This window comes from Acholeplasma laidlawii PG-8A (assembly GCF_000018785.1).
Classification (GTDB): domain Bacteria; phylum Bacillota_I; class Bacilli_A; order Acholeplasmatales; family Acholeplasmataceae; genus Acholeplasma; species Acholeplasma laidlawii.
Window position 1 is genome coordinate 1200389 of record NC_010163.1, and the last position, 16815, is coordinate 1217203.

At 37.1% G+C, this 16815-nt stretch carries 14 protein-coding genes, 2 tRNA genes, 2 rRNA genes and 1 pseudogene; all 19 read right to left on the reverse strand.

What is annotated here, in order from left to right; all coding sequences use genetic code 11:
- Window positions 1–22 precede the first annotated feature (22 nt).
- The 19 genes and pseudogenes from ACL_RS05660 to trmFO all read right to left on the reverse strand — a co-directional run bounded on the left by ACL_RS05660 (window position 23) and on the right by trmFO (window position 16806).
- Window positions 23–2874: ribosomal RNA gene (locus ACL_RS05660) — 23S ribosomal RNA — on the reverse strand.
- A gap of 67 nt (window positions 2875–2941) precedes the next feature.
- A tRNA-Ala gene (locus tag ACL_RS05665) sits at window positions 2942–3017 on the reverse strand.
- Window positions 3018–3039: 22 nt separating this feature from the next.
- Window positions 3040–3116 (reverse strand) — tRNA-Ile (locus tag ACL_RS05670).
- A 138-nt stretch (window positions 3117–3254) separates the two neighbouring features.
- Window positions 3255–4758: ribosomal RNA gene (locus ACL_RS05675) — 16S ribosomal RNA — on the reverse strand.
- Together the 16S and 23S rRNA genes with 2 tRNA genes alongside form the textbook arrangement of a ribosomal RNA operon.
- Before the next feature lie 367 nt (window positions 4759–5125).
- Window positions 5126–6673 carry an RIP metalloprotease RseP gene (gene rseP / locus ACL_RS07320; protein ID WP_012243078.1) on the reverse strand — a complete coding sequence of 516 codons (1548 nt, stop codon included), beginning with the start codon at window positions 6671–6673 and terminating at the stop codon, window positions 5126–5128.
- A gap of 21 nt (window positions 6674–6694) precedes the next feature.
- Complete coding sequence (locus tag ACL_RS05685; protein WP_012243079.1) at window positions 6695–7651, reverse strand: phosphatidate cytidylyltransferase; 957 nt, start codon at window positions 7649–7651, stop codon at window positions 6695–6697.
- 3 nt (window positions 7652–7654) lie between these two features.
- Complete coding sequence (gene uppS, locus ACL_RS05690; RefSeq protein ID WP_012243080.1) at window positions 7655–8323, reverse strand: polyprenyl diphosphate synthase; 669 nt, start codon at window positions 8321–8323, stop codon at window positions 7655–7657.
- A 37-nt stretch (window positions 8324–8360) separates the two neighbouring features.
- Window positions 8361–9356, reverse strand: a complete 996-nt coding sequence (locus ACL_RS05695; RefSeq protein WP_012243081.1) for a branched-chain amino acid aminotransferase — start codon at window positions 9354–9356, stop codon at window positions 8361–8363.
- Between the two features lie 131 nt (window positions 9357–9487).
- On the reverse strand, window positions 9488–9724 hold the full coding sequence (locus tag ACL_RS05700; RefSeq protein WP_012243082.1) for a hypothetical protein: 237 nt from the start codon (window positions 9722–9724) through the stop codon (window positions 9488–9490).
- A gap of 109 nt (window positions 9725–9833) precedes the next feature.
- Window positions 9834–10049, reverse strand: a complete 216-nt coding sequence (locus ACL_RS05705) for a hypothetical protein (protein ID WP_012243083.1) — start codon at window positions 10047–10049, stop codon at window positions 9834–9836.
- Window positions 10050–10124: 75 nt separating this feature from the next.
- Complete coding sequence (frr, locus tag ACL_RS05710) at window positions 10125–10679, reverse strand: ribosome recycling factor (RefSeq protein ID WP_012243084.1); 555 nt, start codon at window positions 10677–10679, stop codon at window positions 10125–10127.
- Window positions 10676–11395 carry a UMP kinase gene (gene pyrH / locus ACL_RS05715; protein WP_012243085.1) on the reverse strand — a complete coding sequence of 240 codons (720 nt, stop codon included), beginning with the start codon at window positions 11393–11395 and terminating at the stop codon, window positions 10676–10678. The genes frr and pyrH overlap by 4 nt, the downstream gene beginning before the upstream one ends.
- Before the next feature lie 27 nt (window positions 11396–11422).
- A complete protein-coding gene (gene tsf / locus ACL_RS05720) occupies window positions 11423–12313 on the reverse strand; it encodes a translation elongation factor Ts (protein ID WP_012243086.1) in 891 nt (296 codons plus the stop codon).
- 99 nt (window positions 12314–12412) lie between these two features.
- Window positions 12413–12511: a Rho termination factor N-terminal domain-containing protein gene (locus ACL_RS07535; protein WP_230852608.1), complete on the reverse strand. Its 99-nt coding sequence runs from the start codon at window positions 12509–12511 to the stop codon at window positions 12413–12415.
- Between the two features lie 168 nt (window positions 12512–12679).
- Window positions 12680–13441: pseudogene (rpsB, locus tag ACL_RS05725) on the reverse strand (30S ribosomal protein S2); the annotation flags it as partial.
- Window positions 13442–13649: 208 nt separating this feature from the next.
- Window positions 13650–14090, reverse strand: coding sequence for a dUTP diphosphatase (dut, locus tag ACL_RS05730; protein WP_012243088.1), 441 nt, complete (start codon window positions 14088–14090; stop codon window positions 13650–13652).
- Between the two features lie 11 nt (window positions 14091–14101).
- Entirely contained in the window at window positions 14102–14617 is a 516-nt protein-coding gene (locus tag ACL_RS05735; protein ID WP_012243089.1) for an NUDIX domain-containing protein, read from the reverse strand.
- A complete protein-coding gene (locus ACL_RS05740) occupies window positions 14601–15521 on the reverse strand; it encodes a tyrosine-type recombinase/integrase (protein ID WP_012243090.1) in 921 nt (306 codons plus the stop codon). Before ACL_RS05740 ends, ACL_RS05735 begins: the two co-directional genes overlap by 17 nt.
- A 1-nt stretch (window position 15522) precedes the next feature.
- Window positions 15523–16806 carry a methylenetetrahydrofolate--tRNA-(uracil(54)-C(5))-methyltransferase (FADH(2)-oxidizing) TrmFO gene (trmFO, locus tag ACL_RS05745; protein ID WP_012243091.1) on the reverse strand — a complete coding sequence of 428 codons (1284 nt, stop codon included), beginning with the start codon at window positions 16804–16806 and terminating at the stop codon, window positions 15523–15525.
- Window positions 16807–16815 lie beyond the last annotated feature (9 nt).

The window sequence follows — 16815 nt, forward strand, 5'->3', positions numbered from 1 at the left end:
AATGTGATGCGAATCATCACGAAAGGTTAAGTCCTCGACCTATTAGTACCAGTAAGCTGAATACATCGCTGTACTTACACACCTGGCCTATCAACCTCATAGTCTTTGAGGGGTCTTACTAATTGGGAAATCTCATCTTAAGGGGGGCTTCACGCTTAGATGCTTTCAGCGTTTATCCCTTCCGCACATAGCTACCCAGCTGTAGTACTGGCGTACTAACTGGTGCACCAGGGGTGCGTCCATTCCGGTCTTCTCATACTAGGAACAGCTCCCTTCAAATTTCCAACGCCCACGATAGATAGAGACCGAACTGTCTCACGACGTTCTGAACCCAGCTCGCGTGCCGCTTTAATGGGCGAACAGCCCAACCCTTGGAACCTACTCCAGCTCCAGGATGCGACGAGCCGACATCGAGGTGCCAAACCGCTTCGTCGCTGTGAACGCTTGGAAGCGATAAGCCTGTTATCCCCAGGGTAACTTTTATCCGTTGAGTCACGGCCCTTCCATTCGGTACCGTAAGATCACTATGTCCGACTTTCGTCCCTGCTCGACTTGTTGGTCTCGCAGTCAAGCTACCTTCTGCCATTGCACTCTATAGAATGATTTCCAACCATTCTGAGGTAACCTTCGAGCGCCTCCGTTACTCTTTGGGAGGCGACCGCCCCAGTCAAACTGCCCACCAGACACTGTCCTTTAGATTACACATCTAGAAGTTAGAAACTAAGTGCACGAAGGGTGGTATCCCAACGTTGGCTCCGACAATACTAGCGTACTATCTTCATAGCCTCCCACCTATCCTGTACATCTTACACCCAGTTTCAATATCAAGTTACAGTGAAGCTCCATGGGGTCTTTTCGTCTAATCGCGGGTAGCCGGCGTTTTCACCGGCAGCTTGATTTCACCGAGTCTGTTGTTGAGACAGTGCCCAAATCGTTACGCTTTTCGTGCAGGACGGAACTTACCCGCCAAGGAATTTCGCTACCTTAGGACCGTTATAGTTACGGCCGCCGTTTACTGGGACTTCAATTCAATGCTTCGGTTTAACCCTGACATCTCCTCTTAATCTTCCAGCACCGGGCAAGCGTCAGCCTCTATACTTCACCTTACGGTTTTGCAGAGACCTGTGTTTTTGCTAAACAGTCGCTTGGGCCTTTTCTCTGCGACTCCTCGTTTTCATAAGGAGTCCCCCTTTTCCCGAAGTTACGGGGTCAATTTGCCGAGTTCCTTAACAACAGTTTTCTCGCGCGTCTTAATATATTCTACTCACCCACCTGTGTCGGTTTACGGTACGGGCAGTATAATGATTAACCTTAGAAGCTTTTCTTGAAAGCATGAACTCGTACGTCTTTATATCAGTTCTCAGCTTTAACAGTACCCGGATTTGCCTAAGTACTAGCCTCGAATCCTTCTCACCCAATCCATTAAGGGTGGACGCCTATCCTTCTTTGTCACTCCATCAGTCACTACACTGGTACTAGAATCTCTACTAGTTATCCATCGGCTACGCTCTTCAGCCTCACCTTAGGCCCCGACTTACCCAGGGCGGACGAACCTTCCCCTGGAAACCTTGGGTTTATGACGGACAGGATTCTCACCTGTCTTTTCGTTACTTACACCGGCATTCTCACTTCCTAACGCTCCACTAGTCCTCACGATCTAGCTTCACCGCTGTTAGGAACGCTCCCCTACCACTTAAAAAATCTTTTTAAATCCGCAGCTTCGGTAATATGCTTAGCCCCGGTACATTTTCGGCGCAGAGTCACTCGACCAGTGAGCTTTTACGCACTCTTTAAAGGATGGCTGCTTCTAAGCGCAACCTCCTGGCTGTTTGTGCATCTCTACTTCCTTTTCCACTTAGCATATATTTTGGGACCTTATCTGGCGGTCTGGGCTCTTTCCCTTTTGACCACGAACCTTATCACCCGTAGTCTGACTGCCAACTTACTTTACCGACATTCGGAGTTTGATTGAGATCAGTACCCCGAGGTGGGGCCATCACACATTCAGTGCTCTACCTTCGATAAACCTATTTTGTTGACGCTATCCCTAAAGATATTTCGGGGAGAACCAGCTATCTCTGAGTTCGATTGGAATTTCTCCCCTAGCCACAAGTCATCCGAGCCTTTTTCAACAGGCGGCGGTTCGGTCCTCCATAAGGTACTACCCTTACTTCAACCTGCTCATGGCTAGATCACCCAGTTTCGGGTCTACATCACACAACTTAAGCGCCCTATTCAGACTCGCTTTCGCTTCGGCTCCGGACCTTCATCCTTAACCTTGCTATGTAACATAACTCGCCGGTTCATTCTACAAAAGGCATGCCATCACCCATTAACGGGCTCTGACTAATTGTAAGCACACAGTTTCAGGTTCTCTTTCACTCCCCTCCCGGGGTTCTTTTCACCTTTCCATCACTGTACTGGTTCACTATCGGTCACCAAGTAGTATTTAGCCTTAGGAGATGGTCCTCCTATCTTCAAACGGGATTCCACGTGTCCCGCCCTACTTTCTGATACCATGGATTATATAATTTCGACTACAGGGCTCTCACCTTCTTCGACCGATTTTCCCACATCGTTCATCTATTATATAATTTTGTAACCTTAGGTATCTGGCTCCTCCGCGTTCGCTCGTCGCTACTGACAGAATCGTTATTACTTTCTTTTCCTGTAGGTACTTAGATATTTCAGTTCCCTACGTATTGCCTCTAACACGTGTGTTAGATACTATGTCTTCAACATAGTGGGTTCCCCCATTCGGACATCTCGGAATCGTCGCTTACTTACAGCTTCCCCGAGCATTTCGGTGTTAGTTCCGTCCTTCATCGCCTCTTGGTGCCAAGGCATCCACTGTGTGCCCTTTGTTCCTTAACCTTATTTCTTTTCAGACATCATTTATCTACTTTTCAAAGATCTCAATTAGGTTACCCTAATTTTATATTGGTGGAGCCTAGCGGGATCGAACCGCTGACCTCCTGCGTGCAAGGCAGGCGCTCTCCCAGCTGAGCTAAGGCCCCAATTTTTATTGATATTTATTAATGGTGGGCCTGAATGGACTTGAACCATCGACCCCTCGCTTATCAAGCGAGTGCTCTAACCAACTGAGCTACAGGCCCCACTTATTATTAATATGTGGTTACTTGTTTGAGTGACATTTAAGTCTCTCAAAACTGAATATGATGAACAAATTTAGAGAATGTTACTACTTACTAGTAGTCATCTTGTGCTAAGTGTTAGTTAGCCTTTCTCCTTAGAAAGGAGGTGATCCATCCCCACGTTCCCGTAGGGATACCTTGTTACGACTTAACCCCAATCATGGACCCTACCTTAGACGGCTCCCTCCCTTTCGGGTTAGGCCACCGGCGTTGGGTATTGCCCACTTTCGTGGTTTGACGGGCGGTGTGTACAAACCCCGAGAACGTATTCACCGCAACATGCTGATTTGCGATTACTAGCGATTCCGACTTCATGGAGTCGAGTTGCAGACTCCAATCCGAACTGAGACTGTTTTTGTGAGTTTCGCTCCAGGTCACCCTATCGCTTCTCTTTGTTCCAGCCATTGTATCACGTTTGTAGCCCAGGTCATAAGGGGCATGATGATTTGACGTCATCCCCACCTTCCTCCAATTTATCACTGGCAGTCTCGCTAGAGTCCCCAACTTAATGATGGTAACTAGCAATAAGGGTTGCGCTCGTTGCGGGACTTAACCCAACATCTCACGACACGAGCTGACGACAACCGTGCACCACCTGTACATCTGTTAGCCTCCGAACTTATTTCTAAGCCTTTGCAGAGTATGTCAAGACCTGGTAAGGTTTTTCGTGTATCTTCGAATTAAACAACATGATCCACCGCTTGTGCGGGGTCCCGTCAATTCCTTTGAGTTTCATACTTGCGTACGTACTACTCAGGCGGAGAACTTAATGCGTTAACTGCAGCACTGACCTTTTGGCCAACACTTAGTTCTCATCGTTTACGGCGTGGACTACCAGGGTATCTAATCCTGTTTGCTCCCCACGCTTTCGTGCATCAGTGTCAGTATAGACCCAGCAAGCCGCCTTCGCCACTGGTGTTCCTCCATATATTTACGCATTTTACCGCTACACATGGAATTCCACTTGCCTCTGTCTCACTCTAGTTATATAGTTTTCATAGCCTCACAGCGTTAAGCACTGCACTTACACCACAAACTTTTATAACCACCTACGCACCCTTTACGCCCAGTAAATCCGGATAACGCTCGCCCCCTATGTATTACCGCGGCTGCTGGCACATAGTTAGCCGGGGCTTATTCATATGGTACCGTCAATTTTTAATTTTTCTTCCCATATAAAAGAACTTTACATACCGAAGTACTTCGTCGTTCACGCGGCGTTGCTCGGTCAGGGTTTCCCCCATTGCCGAAAATTCCCTACTGCTGCCTCCCGTAGGAGTTTGGGCCGTTCTCAGTCCCAATGTGGCCGGTAGACCTCTCAGTCCGGCTACGCATCATCGTCTTGGTAGGCTTTTACCCCACCAACTAACTAATGCGCCGCAGACCCCTCTTAAACCGATAAATCTTTAAATGTGTTTTTTTCATGCACACATCCTATCCAGTATTAGCTCCAGTTTCCCGGAGTTATCCTCGAGTTAAAGGTAGGTTATCTACGTGTTACTCACCCGTTCGCCACTAAGCATCCGAAGATGCTTCGTTCGACTTGCATGTATTAGGCACGCCGCCAGCGTTCATCCTGAGCCAGGATCAAACTCTCCATATAATTTATGTTTTGTTTTGATTTTAGCTCTTATTTTTGTTTTCTCTTGTTCATCATCATTCAGTTTTCAAAGACTCAATTTTGCGTCTCTTCTTTCGAGCGCTTAATCATTCTATCATTATAATTTTTACTTGTCAACAACTTTTTTTATTTTGTTGAACTTTCAAGTTTATCTTATAGATAACAGTTGGATTTGTGTTCTCGAAGAAGTGAACCTGTAATATTCTAACACATACATAATATAAGTCAACCTTTATTCTAAAAAAAAGTGCAAAAATGTAAATTAAAATGTTTTATTTTCAAAATCCGTAGTTTTCCAATAAAAAAGGGCCACTTTTTGATTAGATGGCCCTTTTAAGGTAATTTTAAATTATGTAAAAATTCTTAAAATGTCATTCCAAGTTACAAATACAAAGAGCATTAATAACAGTATAAAGAATGCATTATTGACAAGTCCTTCAACTTTAGCGGGAATTTTCTTTTTAGAAACTGCTTCGTATCCTAAGAATAATAAGCGACCACCGTCTAAAGCTGGAATTGGAAGTAAATTCATCAGTCCAATATTTACAGATAAGAAGGCTACAAATCCTAATAGGTTAATGAAACCACCTTGTGCTGCATTAGATACTAAACTAAATATACCGACTGGACCTGCAAGATCTGAAACACCCACACCACTAGAGGCACTAAATAACATACCAATAGTGTTTACCATTTCAGTAACTGAACCACCAAATCTTTGGAACGGATTATATAATATATATAAGAAGTCAAATTCATAACCTGTTTGAAATCCAAAACGTACGGCTATACTTTCATGACCTAACTTATTTAATGTATCTTCAGGTAACACATCATATGTAAAAGTTAAGTATTCTCCATCACGTAAAACGTTTAATGTAATAGTTGTTTCATTATAGTTTCTGGCAAGCACTAAAATATCTGACCAATTCGATACAGGTATCCCATTAACTTGTGTGATTTCATCACCTAAGTTTACACCTGCACTACTTGCTTTACCACCGATACCACCAATAAATGCACCGTCTTTATACGCATCTGTTGTATCATTGACTAAACCAAAATTTTGTAAAAGAATCGTCACATATAGATCAATAGATTCTTCAACACCGTTTCTAACGACTACTACTGGTACAACATGATCTGTGATCAGTGCGCCCATTTGTCTAATGTCATCTAAGTCTTCGACATCTGTACCATCAATATTGACAATAATATCACCTGCAATTAAACCGGGATTTGATGATTCATGTACAACATTATCATCTACTGGTTTACCTTGAACAGCTGCAATAATAATAAATAGTAATAGGGCTAAGATAAAGTTCATCATTGGTCCCATAAATAATACTAAGAAACGTTGCCAAATTGTCTTAGATGCAAAAGATGATTCTTCTGGTGTGATCTGTAATTCTTTTTCTTTACCATAATAATATTTAGCATCACGGGTCACTTGATATCGTAATACTTCACCTTCATCGGTTTTAATTTCAATGAAAAGTTCACTTAAGTTTTTACCATATAAATCAAAATCAACAACTTCACCTGTAACAAGTGGTTTTTTTCTAGTTTGATCTAATAAAATACCTGTAACTAAACCTATCTCATTTAAACATATACCCACTCTAGAGCCTTTTGAGATTAAAGCATAATCCCCATTTTCTCCACTCATAGATACATAGCCACCTAAAGGTATAGCTCTAAAGGCATACTTTGTATCACCTTTAGTTTTTGCAACAATTTGAGGTCCCATACCAATTGAAAACTCATGTATGAGAATACCAGCTCTTTTCGCGAATAAGAAATGTCCTAATTCGTGAATTGAGATGATTACTGTTAAAACTAATAAAAATAATATTAAGTTAGTCAATATACTAACAAGTTGTGAAAAATCCATAGTGCTACTCCTTATACGAAACTACATTGGGTAAAACTGTTTAATTAATATAAATATACCTAAGAACATGATACCGATGAATATAATAGAGTCAAAACGATCTAAGATACCACCATGACCTGGAAATATATTTCCAAAATCTTTAATTTTATAATTACGTTTTAATTTAGAAGCTACTAAATCTCCTATTTGAGCAGATATAGAACCTAATAAAGTAATCGGTATAATGATAAGTGCTTGAATTAATAAATGCTCATTACCTATACTAGTAAAGTTATCAAATATCGTTTGGTAACCATCTGGATTAAAGATATATCCTAAAAATCCATCTGGGCTAAATATTACACCATAGAATATTGCAAATGATGATGCAATAATCGTGCCAAAGAATGTACCTGCAATAGCACCTTCCCATGATTTTTTAGGTGATATTCTTGGTGCCATCTTATGTTTACCAAAAGCAATACCAAAGAAATAAGCAAAGATATCTGTCATCATCGAAATTAAGGCTACATAAACAATAAACCTGACACCTAAATATCTTAAGATAGTAATCGATGCAGCACCTAAACCAATATAATTAATAATCGTAAATGCTTTACCTAAATCTGATCCACTAAAATCATCAATGAATACTAATAAACTTAATAAAATAACTGTTACAAATGAAAGTATTATGACTGGGTTTAGATTTAATGTAATTAAAGATAAACCAGGTAATACTTGCGGATTTAATGGTGCAATCATCCCACCAACATTCATATAGGTTAATAAGGATAATACGATAATGACTACTTGAACGACAATTTTGATTGGCTTTTCTTTTTCATACATATGAATAAGTTCTAATGCCCCCATAATCACAAATAGTAACATCACTACTTGAAATATATTAAATACCCATTTTGGATAATTTAAAACTGTAATTGGTAGCAATAATAATATTAAAACAATTGCTGTAATGATTCTTTTCTTCATATGTTATAATCCCCCAAAACGTCTTTGTCGTTTTGAATACTCTTTGAGTGCCCTATCAAAATGTTTGATTTTAAATGCTGGCCAGTATCTTTTTGTAAAATATAATTCCGCGTATGCTATTTGCCATAGTAAGAAGTTAGATAACCTTTGTTCTCCACCTGTGCGAATTAATAGATCTACTGGTCTATTTACCATCAAATGTTGTTCTAGATGTGCTTCATCTATAACATCCATTTGTTTGATGGCAGTAATGAGTTCATCATAACTACCGTAATCAATACATACATTAATTGTCATACCTGTAAAATCTTTTGTTTCATCTTCCAGACTATCCATTAATTCTAAAATATCTTTGGATAATCTATCTTTTCTTCCTTTAAAACGAATACGGATATTTGCTTGACAGATTCTAGCTTTATTTTTACCTACAACTTCGATTGGTTTAGTCATTAAATATTCGACTTCATCCTGTGGTCTTTTCCAGTTTTCAGTTGAAAAAGCATAAACAGTGAGTTCTTCTATACCTCTTTTATTTGCATGTTCGGCAATTTTAGCCAGATTTAGGCCACCTTGATAGTGACCTGCTGATCTTGGTAGATGTAATCTTTTAGCCCACCTGCCATTGCCATCTAAAATAATGGCGACGTGTTTTGGTAGATTTTGAATTTTCATGAATAGTTTCCTTTCAAGTACACTTTATTATAGCAAACTAAACTTCAATGACCCAACCAAAATCTTCTTTTATATCGCCAAACTGTATACTTTGAATTAAATCATATAATTTATGTAATTTTTCATACGATTTGAACTCATAATTCACACCATTATCGTGAATTTTAGAAATTGGTGTAATCACAGCAGCTGTGCCACATGCACCCACTTCATCAAATGTAGATAGTTCTGTGACATCAATTGCACGTCGAATCACTTCCATGCCTAACATCTTTTCAGCAATTGTTTGTAAAGAGTTGTTTGTAATACTTGGTAAGATTGATTTTGACTGCGGTGTAATAAACATATTATCCTTAATCGCGATAATATTGGTTGCACCCGTTTCATCTACTTTGGTATGTGTTTTTGGATCTAAATATAAACAATCATCAAACCCTTGTTGTTTTGCTAAATGTTTAGGATATAAACTTGCCGCGTAGTTCGCACCAGATTTTACATGACCTAGACCATTTGGTGCAGCACGGTCATATGGTGTTGTTGTTAAATCAATTGGTTTAAATCCATCTTTAAAGTAATTTCCAACTGGTGTTGCTACAATACAAAATAAGAATTCATTAGAGGACCTTACACCCATCACAGTTTCTGTACCAATGACAAACGGTCTAATGTATAAAGTACCTTTAGATTCATAACTTGGTACTAAATCTTTATTAGCTTCTACAACTTTGTGTACTGCATCTAAAAACATCTCAACCGGTACTTTGGGCATGAGGAGTCTTTCACAACTATTTTGTAGCCTTTTAGCATTCGCATCTGGTCTAAATAGTAAAGTGCGCCCATCTTTTGCACGGTATGCCTTTAAACCTTCAAAGACTGATTGTCCATAATGAAGTGCAACAGCCATCGCTGATATTTCAAAATGAAGTGAACTATCTAATTTACCTTCATCCCATTTTCCATCTTTATAATAAGCATAATATACTTTATTTGTTCCATGATACTTAAATCCTTCTACTTTCATCCGTGTGCCCATAGGTGATGTATATACATCACTATCCCTTTCCTTGATTCATTTTTGATATATCACAATTGCTTAAAATAATTACTTATCATTATACCACAAAGAAAAAAGCATACCCTTTAAATGAAGTATGCTTATATATTTTATAAAGCGTCTGTTAATATTGGTTTGCCCATTGCAGTGGTTGTAACTATATCAATGATCCATAAGATGTTCCATCCAAGAACAATCCATAAGATACCTACAATCAGTAACCCATTATTCTTTAGTTCAGCACCTTTAACAATTCTGTAAATCGCCCAAGTAATATCAAGAAGTGGTAAACAAAATATCACCTTTACAACAAACGGTAATTCATCCATCCATTCAACAAATTTCATATTTTAGTTTCTCCTTTTATAGTATAGTTCTATTATATACCTTTAATTTATAAGTTTCAATAAATAAAAACTGCAGCCTTTTCTGGTTGCAGTTTTAAACTTAACTTCTCTAAGCTAAGACAGTTAAGTCGCGACTTAAAATCATAGTGACTAAGTCGATGATATAGAATAAAGGAGCAATGAAGAAGTTTAAAACAGCCCCTAAAATGTTTCCACGTTGAACTCTTGTAACTATACCTAAGATAACGTTAGTTACCGGAATAATCGCTAGGATTAATGATACAATCCACTCTAAACCTAAATATGCTTTTTGTCTTTTTGCCATTGTAAATCTCCTTTTTCTTTTATTTTACCACATAATAAAAAAAACCACTTATTACAAGTGGTTTTTATCATTTAATTAGACGTCTAATAATTCTTCGGATTTTTCTTTAGTCAGTTCATCTACTTTTTTGACATATGCGTCAGTTAGTGCTTGAACATCTTCTAAGTATCCTTTTTCATCATCTTCAGTTAATCCTAATTTCTTAAGATGTTCATTACCATCTCTACGGATATGACGAATTGCTACTTTACCAGCTTCAGCCATTTTCTCAACATCTTTAACAAGACTACGACGTCTTTCACCAGTTAGCGCTGGTAATGTTAAGCGAATACCTGTTCCATCATTTCTTGGAGGTAATTCTAATGAAGATGTGTTGATCGCAGTTTCTATATCTTTTAATATAGATTTGTCAAAAGGTTTGATGTAAAGTTGTTGTGCTTCAGGTACTGAGATGGATGCTACTTGTTTAAGTGGTGTATCTACACCATAGTAACTTACCATAATACGGTCAAGAATATTTGGGTTTGCACGACCTGTACGAACTGCTGCATATTCTCTGCCTAAAGCTTCTAAACTCTTTTCCATTTTTTCTTCAATTTCAAGTAATATCATATCTGCTTGTTCATTCATGAGTTTGCTCCGTTTCTTACAACTGTACCGATGTCTTCTCCTTTAGCTGCCTTTAGAATGTTGCCAGGTTTATTCATATCAAATACAAGTATTTCAATATGGTTGTCCTTGCAAAGACTTGCTGCTGTAGAATCCATGATTTGTAAATTTTTTTCTAGGACTTGTTGATGTGATACTTCTCTTAAAAGTACAGCATCACTAAATTTATTAGGGTCTTTATCATAGACACCATCTACACCATTTTTGGCCATTAAGATAACATCGCTATCTAATTCAGCTGCACGGAGTGCTGCTGTTGTATCAGTTGAAAAATATGGGGATCCTGTGCCACCTGCTAATATGACTACACGCCCTTTTTCAAAGTGTCTTAATGCACGTCTTCGAATATAAGGTTCAGCTACAGCTGCAATTTGTAGTGCTGTCATTACACGGCTTGGGCTTTCAATAGCTTCAAGTGCGTCTTGTAGGGCTAAACTGTTCATGATCGTACCTAGCATACCCATGTAGTCTGCTTGGGCACGGTCCATACCAAGTTCTTCACCGGTCTTACCACGCCATAAATTACCTGCACCGACAACGACTGCAACTTCTATGCCAGCGTTACGGACAGTTTTAATTTCTTGAGCAATCTTTTTAACTGTTTTAGGATCAATGCCATATTGGCCATCTCCTTTTAAAGCTTCTCCAGATATTTTTAAAATGATTCGACGATACATTGGATTCAACCCCTTTTTAAAAGATTTTTATTTGTTTACTTGTGCCATTACTTCTGCTGCAAAATCGTCTACTTTCTTTTCAATACCTTCTCCAACTTCTAAACGTACATAACTTAAGATGTTGTTGTTAGCTGATTTTAAGTAGTTAGCAACTGTAATTGATGGGTCTTTTACAAATCCTTGGTCTAATAATACAATTTCTTGTAATACTTTGTTTAAGCGACCTTGTAAAATACCATTTAAAATCTTTTCTGGTTTTCCTTGTAGTGATTCATCATTTGCGATTTGTTCTGAAATTACTTTTGTTTCAACTTCAATAGTAGATTGGTTGACATCTTTTCTACTTAAGAATTGAGGGTTGAACACTGTAATGTGCATTGCTAAATCTTTAGCTAATTCTTCATTTGCTGATTCTAATACTGTTAATACTGAAATACGTCCGCCCATGTGTTTGTAAGCACCAAAGCCTTGAGCATCTGTTTTCTTAACACGTACGACACGTCTTAATGAAATTTTTTCTCCGATTGTTGCTGTTGCACCTAATATAACTTCTTCAACTGTTTTACCTGAAGCGCCTTTTAACGATAAAGCTTCTTCAACTGATGCTACATTAGATTCAATAAATAAGTTACCTAATTCTTCAATTAGATCTGTAAATTGTTTGTTTTTAGCAACAAAGTCTGTTTCTGAGTTTAACTCAAATAATACAGCCTCATTACCTTTAACTACAACTGAAGTTAAACCTTCTGCTGCAATTCTATCCGCTTTTTTAGCTGCTTTAGCAATCCCTTTTTCTCTTAAAAGTGTTGCTGCTGCTTCAATATCTCCATTAGTTTCTTCTAATGCTTTTTTGCAGTCTAACATACCTGCACCGGTTTTTTGTCTAAGCTCTTTAACCATAGCTGCTGTAATCGTCATTATTTAGTTCTCCTTAACTTGTTTATCAATAGTATTATACTATAATTTATTATATTTTTATAAAATAAAGGGATGATATATTCATCCCCTTTGTAAATATTACTTGCTTAAAGCTTCAACTAATTCAGCTTTTCTTAATTTTGAGTAATTTTCAATTCCCTTTGCTTTTGCTAGTTCTTTGAGTTCAGCAACTTTCAAAGTGGATAAGTCTTCAGTTGGTTTTACTTCTGCTACTACTTTTGGAGCAACTTTAGCTTCTACTTTAACTTCTGGTTTTACTTCTGGTTTTACTTCAGCCTTAACTTCTGGTTTAGCTGCTGCTCTAGGTGCTTGTTTATCAAATCTTGGTTTGTTTTCAGGACGGTTTTGTTTTGGTTTTTGTGATGGTTTTCTTGGTTCATCTTGTTCAAATGGTGCATTTTCTTCGTCTTCATATTTTTCAACAACACCACCATTAGCTTCAACAACAGCATTTGCCATGACCCAAGTTAAAAGTTTAACTGCACGGATTGCATCATCGTTAGCTGGAATAATGTAGTCTACTAAATCTGGGTCACAGTTTGTATCTACAATACCAAATACAGGAATACCTAATTTACGAGCTTCTTTAACTGCGATTTCTTCAGTTCTTGGATCTACTACGAATAATGCTTGTGGTATACGTTGCATATCTTTAATACCACCTAAGAATCTTTCAAGTTTAATACGTTGTCTTGATAGACCTAACACTTCTTTTTTAGGTAATTTAGCCCATGTACCATCAGCTTCTGCTGCGTAAAGGCTATGTAATAATTTAATACGTTGTCTAATTGTTTTGAAGTTTGTTAAAGTTCCACCTAACCATCTGTGATCAACATAGAATTGACCAGCACGGATTGCTTCTTCTTTAATTGCTTCTGATGCTTGTTTCTTTGTACCTACAAATAGTACTGTACCGCCATCTTTAGCGATGTCATATAAAGCTGCATAAGCTTTTTCGATTTCTAAAGCTGTACGCTTTAAATCGATAATGTGAATGTCTTTACGTGATGTAAAGATGTAAGGAGCCATTTTAGGGTTCCATCTTCTAGTTTGGTGACCAAAATGTACACCAGACTCTAAGAGTTGTTTCATTGATACTACTGCCATTTAATATACTTCCTTTCGATTTTTAGTTTTTTCCTCTGCAACACTTTTACACTTATGCCACTATACGACGTATAGCACCTGACATAAGAAACATGTTACATGTGTATTTAACAGCCTACTTAATATACCATATTCATATATGTTTTGCAACAAATTATTGCATCTTTTTACCGAAAAATGCCAAATAACATATTTATACGAATTTTAATTATTGACCAGAACTACCAAACCCACCGGTACGTTCATTAGAACTCTCATCATCACTGGTAATAAGATATTTTTGGAAAACACCTTGAGCAACACGTTCACCTTTTTGAATGATTGCATCTTGTTGACCAAAATTGAATAATGGAATCATAATATGTCCTTCATTATTTGGGTTATTATAATAATCTTTATCAATAATACCAACTGCATTCGACATAATTAAACCCTTTTTAATACCTAATGAAGATCTCGGATAAATCATGAGTGCTTCGTTTTCTAACATATCTACTTTTAACCCGGTATCGATTAATTGAATCGTACCTGGTTTGATGACGTAAGCGTCTGCACTTTCAATATCATAACCTGCACTATATTTAGTTGCTCTTTTAGGTAGGTTAATAGATTTATCTTTAAAACCTGTTACTACTTCAAATTTTCTCATATATTGACCTCTTATTTTTTTTTAAGTGACTCTAATACCTTAATTTCTCTAGGTAGTACAGTCTTCATACCTCTTTTTTGATTTAGCTTACTTATAGATAGTTGATTGATATGTATGGCTTCATCAATTGAAACCCAAACGGGTTCTACACCATGTTCTTTTTCTCTATCTGCTAAATCTTGTTCACCAAAGTTTGATACATCAACAACATAGTAATACGATGTTTGAAGATACACAGTTGGTCTATTTGAAATACCATACCTTTTTTCTTCAATATAACCGTAAGGTTTTATATTAAAGACTTCGCTTGCACCAATTTCTTCTTTAACTTCTCTTTTAAGTGCGGTGATGTGATCTTCATCTTTTTTCATACCACCACCTGGAAAGGTATAATCTTTAAAGGTGGGTGAATAGACCATTAGTAACTTATCGTTCTTACAAATTATCGCCCTAATGGTTGTTCTAGTTTTGTCTATACCTAAATCTTTGGTACCCTCTTCAATTATAATGTCACTTAGTTTTCTCATTATGTTGATTCCTTGGATGCGTCTGCATGTATTTTTCTTTTAATTGTTCTTTTGAAACATGTGTATAAATTTGAGTGGATTTTAAATGCTCATGACCTAAGAGTTCTTGTACAACTCTTAAATCTGCGCCATGATTTAGCATCGTAGTTGCGAAAGCATGTCTTAACATATGCGGATGTATCGCATAGGTTTCACCACTATCTTTAATCATTTGATTTAAGATAACTCTTAAACCTCTTACAGTAAGTGGTCCACCTTTATAATTAATAAACAGTTTTTGTTGATTGGTATCATCACCCTTAGAAAGTAGGGTGACTCTTACAAACGATAGATAATGTCTAATTTCTTCAATTAACTTCTCATGTAATATGATATATCTATCTTTCTTACCCTTACCATGGATAAGTATTTGACCACTCGATAAATAAATATCTTTAATTTCTAAATTGATGAGTTCACTTGCACGAACACCACAACTATATAGTAAATCTAAAATGACTAGATTTCTATAGCCTAAGGGCTTGGATGTGTCAATGGAATCAAATAGATAATTAATTGCCTCTTCATCAATAATATGGGGTAGTGTTTTAGCTACTTTAGGCGCTTTGATGTCACTAAAGATATTTTCTTCTATAAGTTCTTTAAATATTAAATAATTATAAAAGTTCTTTAAACTAGATAGTTTTCTAGCGATTGTTTTTTTCTTAAAGTCTTGGTTATCTAAATAAGATATATAGTTACGTGCTAAACGAGGTCGTCTAGCACCTAATAAATCTTTGGCTAGTCCCTCTTTAATTAAAAAGTCTTCAAACCCTTTGACATCGTTGATGTAACTTATAGCTGTGTGTTCACTAAAGTTCTTTTCAATGATGAGGTAATCTTTGTAATCAGAGATAATATCCATATTAGATACCTCCTTCGATATATTCCTTTAGTGCATGCATTGAACGATCATAATACATTTGTTTTCTTACAGTTTTATGTGCTTCTATTTGATCAAATAAACCAAAGTTTGCATTCATAGGTACAAAGTATTGATGGTAGTTTGAAATATAACGTGCCATAGCACCCATCATTGTATCTACTGGTAAAGGTCTAATTTCACCTTTGGTTAATAAATTATGTAAGTTGATTGCAACATTTAATCCAGATGCAGCAGATTCAATATAACCTTCTACACCAGAAATTTGTCCAGCAAAGAACCATTTTGGAATATCTCTTACTTGGAATGCGTTATTTAAATGTTTTGGAGATTCTAAATACGTATTTTTATGAATGACACCATATCTTAATATTTCAGCATTTTCTAAACCAGGTATCATTTGAATCACTCGTTTTTGATCGCCCCACTTCATGTGGGTTTGAAAACCAACCATATTATACATTGTCTTATTGACGTCATCTTGTCTTAATTGAACAACTGCATAAGGTTTTTCACCATTGGGTTTCGTTAAACCAACTGGTTTAAGTGGACCAAAGCGTAGTGTATCAATACCACGTTTACCCATGTCTTCTACGGGCATACAACCTTCAAATACATTATTTTCAAAGTCTTTAGGTGCGACTGATTCTGCAGTCATTAAAGCCTTATAGAACTCTAAATATTCTTGTTTGTTCATTGGACAGTTAATATATGCAGCTTCATCTTTATCATATCTAGATTTTAGATATGCAATATCCATGTTGATGGATTTTGCATCAATAATTGGTGCAACCGCATCAAAGAAGTTTAAACTCTCTAAATGTAGATGATCTTGGATTTGTTTTGAGAGTAAATCAGATGCTAGAGGTCCTGCTGCAATAATGGTATATTCATTTGGATCTAGTGATGTAACTTCCTCATGAATGACTTCAATATTTTCATGGCTTTTAATCTTTTCAGTTACATATTCAGAAAACAAGTTTCTGTCTACTGCAAGACTACTACCTGCAGGTACTTTATGAATATTTGCTGCTTCTAAAATAAGTGAGTTAAAATGTGTCATTTCAACTTTTAAAAGACCCACAGCATTCAGTGGATCGTTTGATCGAAATGAGTTTGAACATACTAGTTCTGCAAAGTTTTTAGTCACATGAGCAGGTGTATTCTTTTTAGGTCTCATTTCATATAGTTTTACTTTGTAGCCTTTATTTGCTAAATAATAGGCTGCTTCACTACCGGCAAGTCCGGCTCCTATAATTTTTATCATATTTTCACC

What these genes read in the sequence shown, in the direction of transcription:
- rseP (WP_012243078.1), bottom strand. Translation starts at nt 6,673, where the DNA reads ATGGATTTTTCACAACTTGTTAGTATATTGACTAACTTAATATTATTT.
- uppS (WP_012243080.1), bottom strand. Translation starts at nt 8,323, where the DNA reads ATGAAAATTCAAAATCTACCAAAACACGTCGCCATTATTTTAGATGGC.
- ACL_RS05685 (WP_012243079.1), bottom strand. Translation starts at nt 7,651, where the DNA reads ATGAAGAAAAGAATCATTACAGCAATTGTTTTAATATTATTATTGCTA.
- ACL_RS05740 (WP_012243090.1), bottom strand. Translation starts at nt 15,521, where the DNA reads ATGGATATTATCTCTGATTACAAAGATTACCTCATCATTGAAAAGAAC.
- tsf (WP_012243086.1), bottom strand. Translation starts at nt 12,313, where the DNA reads ATGACGATTACAGCAGCTATGGTTAAAGAGCTTAGACAAAAAACCGGT.
- ACL_RS05695 (WP_012243081.1), bottom strand. Translation starts at nt 9,356, where the DNA reads ATGGGCACACGGATGAAAGTAGAAGGATTTAAGTATCATGGAACAAAT.
- pyrH (WP_012243085.1), bottom strand. Translation starts at nt 11,395, where the DNA reads ATGTATCGTCGAATCATTTTAAAAATATCTGGAGAAGCTTTAAAAGGA.
- ACL_RS05735 (WP_012243089.1), bottom strand. Translation starts at nt 14,617, where the DNA reads ATGAGAAAACTAAGTGACATTATAATTGAAGAGGGTACCAAAGATTTA.
- dut (WP_012243088.1), bottom strand. Translation starts at nt 14,090, where the DNA reads ATGAGAAAATTTGAAGTAGTAACAGGTTTTAAAGATAAATCTATTAAC.
- trmFO (WP_012243091.1), bottom strand. Translation starts at nt 16,806, where the DNA reads ATGATAAAAATTATAGGAGCCGGACTTGCCGGTAGTGAAGCAGCCTAT.
- ACL_RS05705 (WP_012243083.1), bottom strand. Translation starts at nt 10,049, where the DNA reads ATGGCAAAAAGACAAAAAGCATATTTAGGTTTAGAGTGGATTGTATCA.
- ACL_RS05700 (WP_012243082.1), bottom strand. Translation starts at nt 9,724, where the DNA reads ATGAAATTTGTTGAATGGATGGATGAATTACCGTTTGTTGTAAAGGTG.
- frr (WP_012243084.1), bottom strand. Translation starts at nt 10,679, where the DNA reads ATGAATGAACAAGCAGATATGATATTACTTGAAATTGAAGAAAAAATG.